The organism is Pseudomonas sp. SORGH_AS_0211, from assembly GCF_031453455.1.
GTDB lineage: Bacteria > Pseudomonadota > Gammaproteobacteria > Pseudomonadales > Pseudomonadaceae > Chryseomonas > Chryseomonas aestiva.
Map to the genome: position 1 here is coordinate 314,310 of NZ_JAVIZV010000001.1, position 13,841 is coordinate 328,150.

General features: G+C 66.0%; 14 protein-coding genes. 8 read left to right on the forward strand and 6 right to left on the reverse strand.

The genetic code is table 11. The features are described from left to right. The first annotated feature begins 2 nt into the window (after nt 1-2). From QE393_RS01435 to QE393_RS01450, 4 genes are all read left to right on the forward strand, one after another. On the forward strand, nt 3-770 hold the full coding sequence (locus QE393_RS01435) for an amino acid ABC transporter ATP-binding protein (protein ID WP_039976153.1): 768 nt from the start codon (nt 3-5) through the stop codon (nt 768-770). Nucleotides 771-1,232: 462 nt separating this feature from the next. Further along, complete coding sequence (pcsA, locus tag QE393_RS01440; RefSeq protein ID WP_133862217.1) at nt 1,233-1,925, forward strand: phosphatidylcholine synthase; 693 nt, start codon at nt 1,233-1,235, stop codon at nt 1,923-1,925. A gap of 2 nt (nt 1,926-1,927) precedes the next feature. Then, the gene (locus QE393_RS01445; protein ID WP_273809981.1) at nt 1,928-2,248 is read left to right on the forward strand and encodes a GIY-YIG nuclease family protein; all 321 of its coding nucleotides are present in this window, start codon (nt 1,928-1,930) and stop codon (nt 2,246-2,248) included. Next, nucleotides 2,236-3,174, forward strand: coding sequence for a glutathione S-transferase family protein (locus QE393_RS01450; protein ID WP_273809980.1), 939 nt, complete (start codon nt 2,236-2,238; stop codon nt 3,172-3,174). Before QE393_RS01445 ends, QE393_RS01450 begins: the two co-directional genes overlap by 13 nt. 59 nt (nt 3,175-3,233) lie before the next feature. Here the strand turns inward: QE393_RS01450 and QE393_RS01455 are convergent, their stop codons facing one another. The 5 genes from QE393_RS01455 to QE393_RS01475 all read right to left on the reverse strand — a co-directional run bounded on the left by QE393_RS01455 (nt 3,234) and on the right by QE393_RS01475 (nt 8,038). Further along, on the reverse strand, nt 3,234-3,854 hold the full coding sequence (locus QE393_RS01455; protein WP_273809978.1) for a flavin reductase family protein: 621 nt from the start codon (nt 3,852-3,854) through the stop codon (nt 3,234-3,236). A gap of 10 nt (nt 3,855-3,864) precedes the next feature. Next, entirely contained in the window at nt 3,865-4,356 is a 492-nt protein-coding gene (locus QE393_RS01460; RefSeq protein ID WP_273809977.1) for a metallophosphoesterase family protein, read from the reverse strand. 251 nt (nt 4,357-4,607) lie between these two features. Beyond that, a complete protein-coding gene (locus tag QE393_RS01465; protein ID WP_273809976.1) occupies nt 4,608-5,729 on the reverse strand; it encodes a hybrid-cluster NAD(P)-dependent oxidoreductase in 1,122 nt (373 codons plus the stop codon). Nucleotides 5,730-5,732: 3 nt separating this feature from the next. Beyond that, on the reverse strand, nt 5,733-6,989 hold the full coding sequence (locus QE393_RS01470) for an aromatic ring-hydroxylating dioxygenase subunit alpha (RefSeq protein WP_273809975.1): 1,257 nt from the start codon (nt 6,987-6,989) through the stop codon (nt 5,733-5,735). 125 nt (nt 6,990-7,114) lie between these two features. Continuing rightward, on the reverse strand, nt 7,115-8,038 hold the full coding sequence (locus QE393_RS01475; protein WP_273809974.1) for a LysR substrate-binding domain-containing protein: 924 nt from the start codon (nt 8,036-8,038) through the stop codon (nt 7,115-7,117). Between the two features lie 144 nt (nt 8,039-8,182). Between QE393_RS01475 and QE393_RS01480 the strand changes: the two genes are divergently transcribed. Continuing rightward, nucleotides 8,183-8,899, forward strand: coding sequence for a TetR/AcrR family transcriptional regulator (locus QE393_RS01480; RefSeq protein WP_273809973.1), 717 nt, complete (start codon nt 8,183-8,185; stop codon nt 8,897-8,899). 46 nt (nt 8,900-8,945) lie between these two features. On the opposite strand, the gene QE393_RS01485 is transcribed toward QE393_RS01480, so the two are convergent. Then, nucleotides 8,946-10,982 (reverse strand): NADH:flavin oxidoreductase, encoded by a 2,037-nt coding sequence (locus tag QE393_RS01485; protein ID WP_273809972.1) that lies wholly within the window; start codon nt 10,980-10,982, stop codon nt 8,946-8,948. Nucleotides 10,983-11,160: 178 nt separating this feature from the next. Here QE393_RS01485 and QE393_RS01490 point away from each other — a divergent pair, with 178 nt between their 5' ends. The 3 genes from QE393_RS01490 (at nt 11,161) to QE393_RS01500 (ending at nt 13,804) form a co-directional block, all read left to right on the forward strand. Then, nucleotides 11,161-11,910: an electron transfer flavoprotein subunit beta/FixA family protein gene (locus QE393_RS01490; protein ID WP_273809970.1), complete on the forward strand. Its 750-nt coding sequence runs from the start codon at nt 11,161-11,163 to the stop codon at nt 11,908-11,910. After that, nucleotides 11,910-12,836, forward strand: a complete 927-nt coding sequence (locus QE393_RS01495; RefSeq protein ID WP_273809968.1) for an electron transfer flavoprotein subunit alpha/FixB family protein — start codon at nt 11,910-11,912, stop codon at nt 12,834-12,836. The genes QE393_RS01490 and QE393_RS01495 overlap by 1 nt, the downstream gene beginning before the upstream one ends. Before the next feature lie 86 nt (nt 12,837-12,922). Next, nucleotides 12,923-13,804, forward strand: a complete 882-nt coding sequence (locus tag QE393_RS01500; RefSeq protein ID WP_273809966.1) for a glycine betaine ABC transporter substrate-binding protein — start codon at nt 12,923-12,925, stop codon at nt 13,802-13,804. Nucleotides 13,805-13,841: the final 37 nt, after the last annotated feature.

The window sequence follows — 13,841 nt, forward strand, 5'->3', positions numbered from 1 at the left end:
AGATGAATGTAAGCAACAAGCAGCCGGTCGACAGCAGCAAGGTCATGATCCAGCTCAAGGACGTGAACAAGTGGTACGGCCAGTTCCACGTGCTCAAGGACATCAACCTGACCGTCACCCAGGGCGAGCGCATCGTGCTGTGCGGACCGTCCGGCTCGGGCAAGTCCACCACCATCCGCTGCATCAATCGCCTGGAAGAGCACCAGAAGGGCCAGATCATCGTCGACGGTACCGAGCTGACCAACGATCTCAAGCAGATCGAGACCATTCGCAGCGAAGTCGGCATGGTGTTCCAGCACTTCAACCTCTTCCCGCACCTGACCGTGCTGCAGAACTGCACCCTGGCGCCCATGTGGGTGCGCAAGCTGCCGAAGAAGCAGGCCGAAGAAATCGCCATGCACTACCTGCAGCGGGTGCGCATTCCCGAGCAGGCCAACAAGTTTCCGGGCCAGCTGTCCGGTGGCCAGCAGCAGCGCGTGGCCATCGCCCGGGCGCTGTGCATGCAGCCGCGCATCATGCTGTTCGATGAGCCGACCTCGGCGCTCGATCCGGAAATGGTCAAGGAGGTGCTGGACACCATGATCGGCCTGGCCCAGGACGGCATGACCATGCTCTGCGTGACCCACGAGATGGGCTTCGCCCGCACTGTGGCCAACCGGGTGATCTTCATGGACAAGGGCGAGATCGTCGAACAGGCCGCGCCGGACCAGTTCTTCGACAACCCGCAGAACGAGCGCACGCGGCTGTTCCTCGGGCAGATCCTGCACTGAGAACCTGTCCAAAGCCTGCTGCGCGTCGGCCAAACGGCATTGAAAAGACCCTGGGTCGCCAGCCCGCCCTGGGCGGCCCCGTCGGAATGCTCATTTACCAGGCGTAAACCCGGGCGCGGGTCCGACCCGCTTCCTCAGGTCTTTTCGTGGGCCGCCTAGGCCTTGTTTGGCTCCAGCTCGCGAGACTTTGAACAGGTTCGATATGTCTGGGCGGACTCGCTCCGCCCCGGTCGTCCTGCGAACCCAGTCACGGGCGTTCGGCGGGAAGGCGGGCAAAGGACGGCAAGGCGCGGTATCCTCGATGTTTGGCGCCCGGTTTCCGGGGTCGGCGGTCAAGGCCCGCCTTGCCGTTCACCGGCTTCATTGTCGATTTCGTAGCGTATTGCCAGAACAGGCGGTGCGCTGGGCAGTCGAAGCCGTCATCATAGAGAGACGCCCGTGAACTCCATTTCCCATCCGCTCATGCTGACAAAAGCCAAGGCCTGGGGCGCCCATGCGGTGACCTCCAGTGGTGTGATCCTCGCGCTTCTGGCGCTGCTCGCTCTGGTCGACGGTCAACCCAAGGGTTGCCTGATGTGGCTCGGCATCGCCCTGCTCGTCGACGGGCTCGACGGCACCCTGGCGCGCAAATTCGAAGTCAAGCGGGTACTGCCCCATTTCGACGGCTCGGCGCTGGACCTGGTGGTCGACTACCTGACCTATGTGTTCATTCCGGCCATCTTCATCTATCGCTTCGTGCCCCTGCCGCCGCACTTCGAGCTGGTGGCGGTGGGCATCATCCTATTGTCGTCGCTGTTCTGTTTCTGCAATGTGAACATGAAGAGCGCCGATAACTATTTCGTCGGCTTTCCCGCGGCCTGGAACGTGGTGGCGCTGTATTTCTACGTGCTGGACCTGGCGCCCTGGTTCAGCATGGCGGTGGTGCTGGTGCTGGCCGCCCTGACCCTGACCCGGGTCAAGTTCCTGCATCCCTTCCGCGTGCGTCAGCTGATGGCGCTGAATATCGCCGTGACGTCCATCTGGCTGCTCAGCAGCGCCATGATGGTGTTCGTGCATCCCGACAAGCCGCTGTGGCTGATGGTGCTCTGGTTCGCCAGCGGTATCTACTTCGTCGGCGTGTGCGTCTGGCGTACCGCCCGGGAGTGGTTCGCCTGACGGTGAGCGACGACCCCCTGCCACCCGCGCGCACCTGGTATGTCTACCTGGTGCGCGCCGAGAATCAGGCGCTCTATTGCGGCATCAGCGATGATCCCGCGCGCCGGTTCGCCCAGCACCGCAGTGGCCGCGGTGCCCGCTTCTTCGCTTCCAGCCCGGCCCAGGCGCTGGTCTACGTGGAAGCCTGCGGCGACAAGTCGGCCGCGCTGCGCCGCGAGATCCAGATCAAGAAGCTACCCAAACGAGCCAAGGAAGCCCTGGTGCTGGCCCGGTCCGGCACCTTGCCCATGGCTAATTCAGGAGTGCTGTCATGTCCGAGCTGATTCTGCATCACTATTGGCAATCGCCCTTCGCCGAGAAGGCGCGCCTGCTGCTGGGCTTCAAGGGGCTGGCCTGGCGTTCGGTGATCATTCCGCGGATGCTGCCCAAGCCCGAGCTGGTGGCGCTCACCGGCGGCTATCGCAAGACCCCGGTGCTGCAGGTGGGGGCCGATGTCTATTGCGACACGGCGCTGATCGCCCGGCGGCTGGAGGCGGAGAAGGCGGTACCGGCGCTGTTTCCGGAAGGTCAGGAAGCGGTCGTGGCCGCCTTTGCCGGCTGGGCGGATTCGGTACTGTTCCAGCATGCGGTGGCGCTGATGTTCCAGCCGGAGATCATGGGGCCGCGCCTGGCCAGTCTGCCGCCGGAGCAGGCCCAGGCCTTCATGGATGACCGCAAGGCGCTGTTCAGTGGTGGCAGCCTGAGTCGTCTGACACCCGAGCAGGCCCGGCAACAGCTGCAGACCCTGCTGACCCGGCTGGAGACCCAGCTCAAGCGCAGCGCCGGCGAATTCCTGTTTGGCGCGCCTTCGGTGGCCGACATCGCCCTGGCGCACAACTTCTGGTTTCTCAAGAGCACGCCGCAACTGGCGCCGCTGATCGACGAGCGTCCCGAGATCGCCGCCTGGTTCGCCCGGGTGCTGGGGTTCGGTCATGGTACCCATGAGGAACTCGGCGCCGCCGAGGCGCTGGAGATCGCCAGGGCCGCGGAGCCGCTGGCCTTGCCGCGCGACCAGGCCGTTGCCGTGGAAGGCTTCGCCTGGGGTGACCGGGTGAGCGTGGCGGCGACCGACTATGGGGTGGATCCGGTGGTGGGCGAACTGGTGCATGCCGACAGCGAGGCCCTGGTGATCCGTCGCCACGACGCGCAGCTGGGGGCGCTCCAGGTGCATTTCCCGCGACTGAATTTTCGCGTCAGCGCAGCAGGCTAGGAAATCTGCAATGCAAAACGGCGCCCTGGGGCGCCGTTTTGCATTGCAGGGCCGACCACTCAGTCGGGGCGACGCATGCGGAACAGCGCGGCCTCGGTGATCTCGAAATAGTCGGCCGGGCCACCGCCGCGCACGATGGGGCGAGCGGCCGCGGTCTGGAAGATGCCATCCTTGAGCAGGCGCTTGTCGATATGGGCGGCTACCACCTCGCCCAGCACCAGCCACTGATCCAGTTCATCTCCGGCAGCGGTCTTGAGGCGGACGATCTGGCTCAGCTTGCACTCGAAGGCCACCTGGGCCCGGGCGACTCGCGGCACCTTGACGATCGTCGAGGGGGCAGGCTCCAGGCCAGCCAGGGCGAATTCGTCCACCTCGGGTCCGACCATGGCACTGCTGGCGTTCATCTCCTCGGCCAGTTCACGGGTAGCCAGATTCCAGACGAACTCGCCGGTGCGCTCGATATTGGCCACGCTGTCCTTGTAGCCCTGGCTGGAAAAGCCGATCAGCGGCGGCTTGTAGTTGAAGGCATTGAAGAAGCTGTAGGGCGCCAGGTTCAGCACACCGCTCTCGCTGTGGGAGGAGATCCAGCCGATGGGACGGGGCGCGATGATGGCGTTGAAGGGGTCATGGGGCAGGCCGTGGCCCTGGCTGGGTTCGTAGAAGTGGTAATCGATGCTCATCGGGATTCCTTCAGGGGGTGAGTTCCAGGATCTCGGCCTGGATCTGGCCGGCATCGAGGGTCAGGCGGCCGACGCTGATCGGCAGCCGAAAGCGCCGTGGGCCGGCGCTGCCGGGGTTTATGTAGAGTACGCCATCGCGCTCTTCGATCAGCGGCTTGTGCGAGTGGCCGCTGACCACTACCCGCACCGTGGCGCCGGCGGCCGCCAGATCCAGCTCGGGCAGGATGTGCAGCATGTGGATGTCGACGCCGGCCAGGGTCAGGCTGACGCGCTCGGGGATGTCGTCGGCCCAGGGCAGGTCGTCGTTGTTGCCCCGGACCACCGCCAGCGGCGCTATCGCGCGCAGGGCGTCGAGGATTTCGGGCTTGCCGATGTCACCGGCGTGCAGGATGAAGTCGCTGTCGGCCAGGGCTTCCAGCGCCTGGGGCCGGAGCAGGCCATGGGTATCGGCGATCAGGCCGACGCGATAGGGGCGAGGCGCGGTGGCTAGGGGGGCATTCATGGGGCTCGGTGTCTCTCAAGGCCTTCAGCGGGATCGCCATCGATCACGGGGCTGACGCTTCAGTTGAGAGGTGTCCGGACACCCAGGAGTTCTACGCGGAAGCGAAACGCTGGGCGGTGGTCCGCGCGAATCGAGGCGTGGCTCTCCTCACCCATGCCCGCGGGCCGCTGCGCACGGCCGAGCAAAAGGCCGGCGGCAGAGGCGCCTCGTCGAGGAGCGTCCGGTAGGGCGCCTTCACGGGACCGAAGCCGCTAGAGGTCGAGCACCAGATTGGACGTGGGCCTGCTGCAGCACAGCAGTCGCAGCCCGCGCTCGATCTCGCGCTGGCGAATGCCACCGGCATGCTGCATCTCCACCTGGCCTTCGAGCAGAGCCGTCTTGCAGGTACCGCAGAGGCCTTGTCCGCAGGAGGAGGGCACGATGGCGCCCGCGCGCCTGGCGGCGCTGAGCACAGTCTGGTCGCCCGCCATGCTGAATACCTTGCCCGAGCGCGCCAGGGTGACGGTGAACAGGGCCTCGCCGACCGCGGTCGGCGAGGCTTCGGCAGGGGCCGCCGGACGGCCGATCGAGAAGCTCTCCTGGTGCGAGTGGGCAAGATCGAAGCCGCCTTCCTGCAGGGTGCGCTGGACGGCGTCCATGTAGCCCTGGGGGCCACAGATGAAGACCTCCCGTTCGCGGAAGTCCGGCACCAGTCGTTCCAGCAGGGGCAGATCCAGGCGGCCGAGCGGGCCTTGCCAGTCCCCTTCGGCGCCGGGTGCCTCGCAGATGGCGAAGACCTTGAGGCCAGGTTGTGTGGCCTGCAGTTGCGCCAGTTCGTCGCGGAAGATGATGTCCCGGGGGGTACGGGCACTGTGGACGAAGGCGATGTCCGGATCGCCACCCAGGTCGAAGGCCGCGCGCGTCATGGCCATCAGCGGCGTGACCCCCGAGCCGGCGGACAGATAGAGCAACCTGCGTACCGGATGTCCGACCGGGGTAAAGATGCCTGCCGGTCCGAAAGCCTGCAGCCGGCTGCCGACCTCCAGCTGATCGTGCAGCCAGTTCGACACCGGCCCGCCGGGTACGCGCTTGACGGTGATGGCAAGGCTGAAGGGGCGGGTCGGCGTGGAGGAGAGGGTGTAGCAGCGCGACAGCCGCTGGCCGTCGATGGTCAGCGACAGGGTGATGAACTGACCAGGCTCGAAGGCGAGGGCCACGAAGTCGGGACAGCGAAAGGCGAAGGTCTTGACGTCGGCGGTCTCGAGCCGAATGGCGCAGCATTCGAGGGTCTTCTGCTCGGCACTGCTCCAGGCCGCGCCGAACGCCGACCAGGTCCGGGCGTCGTTGAGGCGGCTGCCTTGGGCGGGTAAGGGGATGAGCGCAGTCATGGTCATTTCTCACACCCCGTGGGCCGCGAGGCGGGCGGCGTACCAGCGGGTGAATTGCTCGACGTAGGTCTCGGTGAAGGGCGAGAAGGGGCCGGGCACGTAGGCAGGATCCTGGGTACCGCGCTGGGTGAGGGCGACGAGCCCGGCGTCCTGCAGATTGGTCGCCTGCCAGACCTCGATCAGGGTCTGGAGGTCGTAGTCGACGCCTTCCACGGCCTCGGCATGGACCAGCCACTTGGTCCTCACCAGGGTCCGGTCCGGCCCGAGCGGGATGAGGTAGGAGACCACGGCGTGATCGCTCATCACGTGGGTCCAGGAGTTATGGGTCCAGAAATGCACGTCGCCCAGGTCGCGGCGCTGCAGGTCGCCCAGCAGGCGGGTGCAGGCCACCCGGGTGGTCAGGGTCTGGGATTCGCCGTGGTTGGCGATGACCAGGCGCTGCGAGCGGAACTGGGTGACGCTGTCTTCTTCCAGATGCTCCACGGCGGCGCAGAGATGGCCCTGATCTTCCCAGTCCTGCCGGGCCGCGGCATTCTTCGCCTGATACTCCGCCAGGGCCTGGAGCGATTCCGGACTCATGCCGTCGGTGCAGACGCCGAAGTCTTCCGGCAGGAAGGAGGCGTTCAATTCCGGATGGCCCGCGGCACAGTGATAGCACTCGCGATTGTTCTCGATCACCAGCTTCCAGTTGCCGTTCTCGATGATCTCGCTCTCGTGGGCGATCTTGCTGAGCTGCAGGGCGTAGGGCGCGAAGCGGGACGCCATCTCGGCCGCGAGCGTATCGATGTCCTGGGGCGAGTCTTCGCTCAGGCAGACCAGGATATGGGCACCTACCACCCGTACCGCTACCGGCAGGAGGCTGCGACAGCTGGCGTCGAAGGCCCGGCCCATGTGCGCCGCGTGTTTCAGTTGGCCGTCGAGGTCGTAGGTCCACTGGTGATAGGGGCAGACCAGCATGCCCACGGTGGACTTGCCCGCCTCCCTGAGCCGCGCGCCGCGATGCCGGCAGACGTTGCGAAAGGCCCGGATGTTCTCGTCGTCATCGCGCACCAGGATGATGGAGGCCTTGCCGATGTCGAGGGTGGAGACATCGCCCGGCTCGGGGATGTCCGCGGTCACGCCGACCACGATCCAGTGCCGGTTGTAGAAGATCTCGAGGTCCGTGGCGAAGACGTCTTGCCGGCCATACAGCTCGCCGGGCAGACCATGACCCGGCTGGCGCTGGGCGAGCAGGTCGCGATGGCTCTTGGCAGGGGCGTTGTCCATGGGTGCACCTCGGGGAGACATTGGCCGGGGGTAGGTGGCCGCAGTATCGAAGCGCCCCTGGAAGGGGTCAACGCGCTTTATTGTTACGCTGGCATGAGTCTGGGTTATGCGATGAAAACCTTGTGCTAGAGCGGTCTGCAGGCGCCTGGCTCGTCGCGCAGCCAGGTCGGCAGCAGGTCGCCCACCACCGACTGGCGACCATGGGGTACCACCAGGTAATAGGCATCGCGCGGCTTGACGATGAAGTCCGTCACCCGGACCAGTTGGCCGTCCGCCAGCAGTGGGGCGACCAGACGCTGCCAGCCCAGGGCAATCCCCAGGCCCTGGGTCGCCGCCCGGATGGTGTCGGCATAGTGGGTACAGCGCAGGCCGATGCGCAGCCGCGGTGGGGTATGGTCCAGGGCGCGGAACCAGGTGCTCCAGGTCATCCAGCCTTCCAGCGTGGCGTCCGAGTCGATCAGCGGACTCTGGTAGAGGTCCGCGATGGAGTGCGGCGCGGCATGGCTCACCAGCCACCCGGGTGCGCAGACCGGAAAGACCTCTTCGTCGAACAGCAGGGTGGCCGTGCCATCATCCCAGCTGCCATCGCCGTAGCGGATGGCCAGATCGGCCTCGCGATGCAGCGGCGGGACCAGCCGCAGCTGGAGATCGGGCAGCAGTGCCTGCAAGGCCGGCAGGCGGGGCATGATCCGCAGATGGGAGAAGGCGCTGGTACAGGCCAGGACGATTTCCTGCTCGGCCTGGCCGTCGAGGATCTTGTCGAAGGTCGCCGCGATGCGCTGCAGCGAATCACCCATGACCAGAAACAGCGCGCTGCCGTCGGGGGTGAGCTGGATGGCCCGGTGCAGGCGGTGGAACAGGCGGGTATCCAGCAGTTCCTCGAGGAAGCGGATCTGCTTGCTGACTGCGGCCTGGGTCACCCCGAGTTCCTGGGCGGCCAGGGTGAAGCTGCCGAGGCGAGCGGCAGCCTCGAAGACCAGCAGGGCATTCATGGACGGGATGAGCCGGCGATAGCCTTTGGAACGTCGCATGGATTCGGAGCGCTGCATGGGAGCCTGCCTTCGCCGGGGCTATGCCTTCAGTCCCGATTCATCACGGCGGAAGCCGTAGAGAAGCGGGCATCCACCTGGATGCGCAGAGAAAAGCGCGGTGCTGTACAGTTGCTGGACAGTATTGCACGGGACAAGCGGTCGATGGCGCGACAGAGCAAGGCGCGGGACAAGGAAAAGGACGCCGACAGTGGCTGGCGCGGCTCGGCCGATGGCTGGCTGGAGGCCGCCTACGAGGCCCTGAAGGAATCCGGCATCGATGGCGTCAAGGTGATGCCGCTCGCCAAGCGGCTGAAGCTGTCGCGTACCAGCTTCTACTGGTTCTTCGAGGATCGGGAGCACCTGCTGGCCGCACTGCTTGATCGCTGGCGCGACAAGAACACCGGCAATCTGATCCGGCAATGCGAGAGCTATGCTGAGAGCATCGCCGAGGCGATCCTCAATGTCTTCGAGTGCTGGTTGAACGCCGAGCTGTTCGACTCCCAGTTCGAGTTCGCGGTCCGCAGCTGGGCGCTGCAATCCGCCGAAGTGGCGGAGGCCATCGCCCTTGCCGATCGCACGCGCATGGCGGCGCTTTCCAGCATGTTCCAGCGCTTCGGCTACGACGCCGATGCGGCCGACACCCGGGCGCGGACGCTGTACCTGACGCAGATCGGCTATATCTCGATGAAGACCGCCGAGGGGCTGACCGAACGCTTCCGGCGCATCCCGCACTACACCAGCATCTTTACCGGTGAGCGCCCCACCCGGCGTGAACTCGACCGCTTCTTCGGCAAATTCGGTTATGCCGAAGCCGAGCCCGGGGTCTTCGTGACGCTCAGCGAGACCTTCCGCCAGGCGCCGGCAGCGGACGAGCTCTAGGTCTGCTGGCAGCTGCCCCGGCCTGCGACCAGGGCAGCTCGCTGGGCTACAGATCCTTCACCAGGCGCAGCGCATCGTAGATCGCCGCATGGGTATTGCGCGCGGCCACGGCATCGCCGATACGGAACAGCTGGAAGCGCCCGGCCGGGTTGGTGACGATGTTCTGCGGCTTGCCGGCGATCAGGTCCTGGTGCTCCACGGCGCCGTCGTTCCTCGACTGTGGCCGCAGCTCGAAATAGAGATCGTCCAGTGGCACGGTCCCGTGGTTCACCACCACCTGATCGACCACGCGTTCCTTGTGCACCGGGCCATAGTCGCTCTTGAAGGTGGCGACCAGCCGACCTTCGCGCCGCGCGACCCGGTCGACGCGGTAGGTCACCGTGAAGGTCACGTCGAGGTCCTGCAGCGTCCTCATGTAGGGCACCAGGTTCATGGCCATGACTTCCGCGGAAAAGGCCCGATCCGGGGTGACGATCTCCACCTGGGCTCCGCTCCTGGCGATGACCTCGGCGGCCTGCAGGGCAGCATGATCGCCGGCGTCGTCGAAGATCAGCACCTGACGACCGGGTTTGACGTCGCCGGAGATGATGTCCCAGGTCGAGACGGTGAGGTCGTTGCCCTGGCTGAGGATCTCGGTGTGGGGCAGGCCGCCGGTGGCGACGATCACCACGTCGGGTTCTTCCGCCAGTACCGTGTCGGCCTCGGCCCAGGTGTTGAAGGCGAATTCGACGCCCAGGCGTTCGCACTGGGCCATGCGCCAGTCGATGATGCTGATCATCTCGCGCCGCCGTTCGCTCTGGGCGGTCAGGCGGATCTGCCCGCCGGGGCGATCGGCGGCTTCGAACACCTTGACGCGGTGGCCGCGCTCCCCGGCTACCCGCGCCGCCTCCAGACCGGCCGGGCCGGTACCTATGATCACCACCTTGCGCGGCAGCGCCGCCCTGGGGATGTCGTGCGGCATGCTGGTCTCGCGGCCGGTGGCGGCGTTGTGGATGCAATAGGCCGCGCCTCCCTGGTAGATGCGATCCAGGCAGTAGTTGGCGCCGACGCAGGGGCGGATCTCTTCTTCGCGCTTCTCGATGATCTTGCGCACGATGTGCGGATCGGTCATGTGCGCCCGGGTCATGCCGATCATGTCGACCTTGCCCGAGGCGATGGCGTGGCGCGCGGTGGCGACGTCGGGAATCTTCGCGGCGTGGAAGGTCGGAAAGCCGGTGGCCGAGCGGATTTCACCGGCGAAATCCAGGTGCGGCGAATTGCGCATGCCCTGAATCGGGATGACGTCGGTCAGGCCGGCATCGGTTTCGATATGGCCGCGGATCACGTTGAGGAAATCCACCAGGCCGCTGTCCTTGAGCAGCCGGGAGATGGTCATGCCGTCGTTGGCGTCGATACCGCCGGGGAGGGTCTCGTCGCCGGTGTAGCGAATGCCTACCAGGAAGTCTTCGCCGCAACGCTGGCGAATGCCGCGCAGGATCTCGAAGGTGAAGCGCATGCGGTTTTCCAGCGAGCCGCCATAGGGGCCGTCCAGGGTATTGGTCAGCGGCGACCAGAACTGATCCATCAGATGGCCGTAGGCCTGCAGTTCCAGGCCGTCGAGGCCGGCGTACTTCATGCGCTCGGCGGCGTCGACGTAGTCCTTGATGATGCGCTCGATATCCCAGTCTTCGATCTGCTTGGGGAAGGCCCGGTGCGCCGGCTCGCGCTCGTGGGAGGGCGACACGACCGGCAGCCAGTCCGCCTTGTCCCAGCGGGTGCGGCGGCCCAGGTGGGTGAGTTGGATCATCACCGCGGCGCCGTGCTCATGGCATTCGTCCGTCAGGTCCCGCAGCCAGCCCACCACCTCGTCCTTCCAGGCCAGCACGTTGTTGAACACCGGCGGGCTGTCGCGGGAGACGGCCGCCGAGCCGGCCGTCATGGTCAGGGCGACCCCGGCCTTGGCGCGCTCGACGTGATAGGCGCGGTACAGCGCCTTGGGCATGCCGTCCTCGGGATAGGCCGGCTCGTGGGACGTGGTGATGATGCGATTGCGCAGGGTCAGGTGCTTGAGCTGGTACGGCTGCAGGAGCGGATCGGTGGACATCTCGGGCTCTCCGGGCTGACGACATCAGGCGTGTTTTCACTCAATCTGGGTTGAATGTACATCGGTGTCAATAAATAAATCTATCGTGTACATTTCTCTTGCCGACGACGTCGAGCCATGGCTAGGATTGGCCCATCTCAGGTGGTAGCCACGGCCCCGAGGGGCCCCAGGAGAGACGATGAAAGTGCTGGTCGCGGTGAAGCGCGCCATCGATCCGAACATCAAGGTTCGGGTGAAGACCGACGGTTCCGACGTCGAGCTGGCAGGCGTCAAGATGGCCTTGAATCCCTTCTGCGAAATCGCCGTCGAGGAAGCCATCCGCCTCAAGGAGAGGGGCATCGCCCAGGAGGTCGTGGTGGTGACGGTCGGCGGCAGCGCCGCGCAGGAGCAATTGCGCGTGGCCTTGGCCCTGGGGGCGGATCGAGCGCTGCTGGTGGAGCTGCCGGGCCCCCTGGAACCCTTGAACGTGGCCAAGGCTCTGGCCCGCGTCGTCGAGCGTGAGCGTCCGGACCTGGTGCTCTTCGGCAAGCAGGCCATCGACCAGGAAAACAGCCAGACCGGCCAGATGCTGGCGCAACTCGCCGGCCTGCCGCAGGCCACCTGCGCCTCGGCGCTGAGCCATGCGGGGGGTGAGTGGATCGTCGAGCGCGAGATCGATGGCGGGCGCCAGACCGTCGCGCTGCGCTCGCCCGCGGTCGTGACCTGCGATCTGCGGCTCAACGAGCCCCGCTATGCCTCGCTGCCCGCGATCATGAAGGCCAAGAAGAAGCCGCTGGAGGTGCTTGACGGCACGGCGCTGGGCATCGCGACCAGAACGCATACCCGCCTGCTGGGCGTGCAGCCTCCAAGCCAGCGCTCAGCCGGCATCCGGGTCCAGTCCGTCGATGAACTGGTGAGTCACCTCAAACAGCGTGCAGGAGTGCTCTGATGACTACTTTGATCCTCGCCGAACAGCACCAGGGCCAGCTCAAGGCTGGCACGGCGAACGTCGTCATGGCGGCCAGGGAGCTGGCGCAGCCCATCGAGTTGCTGTTGATCGGGCCAGGCGCTGCCGCGGCGGCGGAGCAGGCGGCGGCCCTGGTCGGGGTGGACCGGGTGCTGGTGGTCGAGACCGCGGCGCCGTGCGCCCCGGAAAGCCAGGCCGAGCTGATCGCCGGGCTGACGGGCCGGCGGCCCGGGCAGTTGTTGGCCGAGGCCAGCGTCCAGGGGCGTAGCGTCCTGCCGCGGGTGGCTGCCTTGCTCGATGTGGGGATGATCGCCGAGGTCATCGGCATCGACAGCCCGACGGTGTTCCGCCGGCCGATCTATGCCGGCAATGCGATCGCGCGGATCGAATCCCTCGATGAGGTGCAGGTCCTGACGATTCGCGCGTCCGCCTTCGCCCCGGCGGAGCAGGGCGAGACGCCTTGCCCGATCGTGCGACTGGAGCAGGCGTTGATACCGGCGGCGAGCCGTGTCGTCAGCGAGGTGCTCAGCACCAGTGCACGGCCCGAGCTGGGCAGTGCCCGCGTGGTGGTGTCCGGCGGGCGGGGTCTGGGCAGCCGGGAGAACTTCGCCCTGGTAGAGCGGGTGGCCGATCGGCTGGGCGGCGCCGTCGGGGCCTCGCGCGCCGCGGTGGATGCCGGCTTCGCCGGCAACGACCTGCAGGTGGGCCAGACCGGCAAGCATGTCGCGCCCGATCTCTATGTGGCCGTGGGGATCAGCGGCGCCATCCAGCACCTGGCGGGCATGAGCGGTTCCAAGGTCATCGTCGCCATCAACCAGGATGCCGAGGCGCCCATCACCCAGGTGGCCGACTACACCCTGGTGGCCGATCTGTTCCAAGCCCTGCCGGACCTGGAGCGGGCGCTCTAGCGGACGCTTCCTACCCCAACAACAACACGTTCTTCACCTTGAGACTGCCAGCAACAACAACACTACAAACGCCGGAGATAGAGCTGATGAATGTTGCACAGAACATGAAGCGCAAGGTGCTGGGTCTGGTCGCCGTGGTGGGCCTGACGATCGCCAGCCAGGTAATCCAGGCCGCCCAGGGACCGGTCCGCATCGGCTGGGTCAACTGGTCGGACGCGGAAATCACCGCGAAGCTCGCCCAGGTCGCCATCGAAGACCAGCTGAAGCTGCCGGTGAAGCTGGTGCAGGCCGACATCGGCATCCAGTTCCAGGCCTTGGCCAACGGCAGCATTGATCTCATCCCCATGGTGTGGTTGCCCACCACCCATGCGGTGTTCGTCGACAAGCACAAGGACAGACTCACCGATCTGGGCGTGCTCTACGAGGGCAAGCTGGGCATGGCGGTGCCGGAGTCCGTTCCCCAGAGCGAGCTCTCCAGTATCGAGGACCTGCAGAAGCCGGAAGTACGGGCCAAGCTCGACGGCAAGATCCTGTCCTCGGAAGTCGGCAATGGCCAGTACAAGCTCACCGAGAAGGCCTTCGACATCTACCAACTCAAGGGCTACAAGATCGTCGCTTCGTCCGAAGTCGGCATGCTCACCGAGATGGAACGCAATCTGAAGCGCGGCAAGTGGTCGGTGATCAATGCCTGGAGTCCGCACTGGATGTTTTCCAAGTGGAAGCTGCGCTATCTCGACGATCCCAAGGGGGTCTTCGGTACGGCGGAGCAGATCCATGCCATGGCGCGCAAGGAGTTTCCGGCCGAGTACCCGCAGGTCGCCACCTTCTTCGCAGACTACCACCTGCCGGCCGGCGACTTGCAGCAGCTGATGCTCCAGGCGCGTGACAGTTCCGCCGACAAGGTCGTGGCCGATTACTACGCGGCCCACAAGCAGCTGTTCACCGAGATGTTCAACGCAAGGAACTGAGGCGCCACGGACCGACCGGACGCACCTGTCCCTCGGG

Bases quoted from the DNA above. Each gene is read 5' to 3' on its own strand.
- QE393_RS01500 (WP_273809966.1), top strand. From the start codon at position 12,923: ATGAATGTTGCACAGAACATGAAGCGCAAGGTGCTGGGTCTGGTCGCC.
- QE393_RS01475 (WP_273809974.1), bottom strand. From the start codon at position 8,038: ATGCAGCGCTCCGAATCCATGCGACGTTCCAAAGGCTATCGCCGGCTC.
- QE393_RS01450 (WP_273809980.1), top strand. From the start codon at position 2,236: ATGTCCGAGCTGATTCTGCATCACTATTGGCAATCGCCCTTCGCCGAG.
- QE393_RS01455 (WP_273809978.1), bottom strand. From the start codon at position 3,854: ATGAGCATCGATTACCACTTCTACGAACCCAGCCAGGGCCACGGCCTG.
- QE393_RS01460 (WP_273809977.1), bottom strand. From the start codon at position 4,356: ATGAATGCCCCCCTAGCCACCGCGCCTCGCCCCTATCGCGTCGGCCTG.
- pcsA (WP_133862217.1), top strand. From the start codon at position 1,233: ATGCTGACAAAAGCCAAGGCCTGGGGCGCCCATGCGGTGACCTCCAGT.
- QE393_RS01480 (WP_273809973.1), top strand. From the start codon at position 8,183: ATGGCGCGACAGAGCAAGGCGCGGGACAAGGAAAAGGACGCCGACAGT.
- QE393_RS01465 (WP_273809976.1), bottom strand. From the start codon at position 5,729: ATGACCATGACTGCGCTCATCCCCTTACCCGCCCAAGGCAGCCGCCTC.
- QE393_RS01485 (WP_273809972.1), bottom strand. From the start codon at position 10,982: ATGTCCACCGATCCGCTCCTGCAGCCGTACCAGCTCAAGCACCTGACC.
- QE393_RS01435 (WP_039976153.1), top strand. From the start codon at position 3: ATGAATGTAAGCAACAAGCAGCCGGTCGACAGCAGCAAGGTCATGATC.
- QE393_RS01470 (WP_273809975.1), bottom strand. From the start codon at position 6,989: ATGGACAACGCCCCTGCCAAGAGCCATCGCGACCTGCTCGCCCAGCGC.
- QE393_RS01490 (WP_273809970.1), top strand. From the start codon at position 11,161: ATGAAAGTGCTGGTCGCGGTGAAGCGCGCCATCGATCCGAACATCAAG.
- QE393_RS01495 (WP_273809968.1), top strand. From the start codon at position 11,910: ATGACTACTTTGATCCTCGCCGAACAGCACCAGGGCCAGCTCAAGGCT.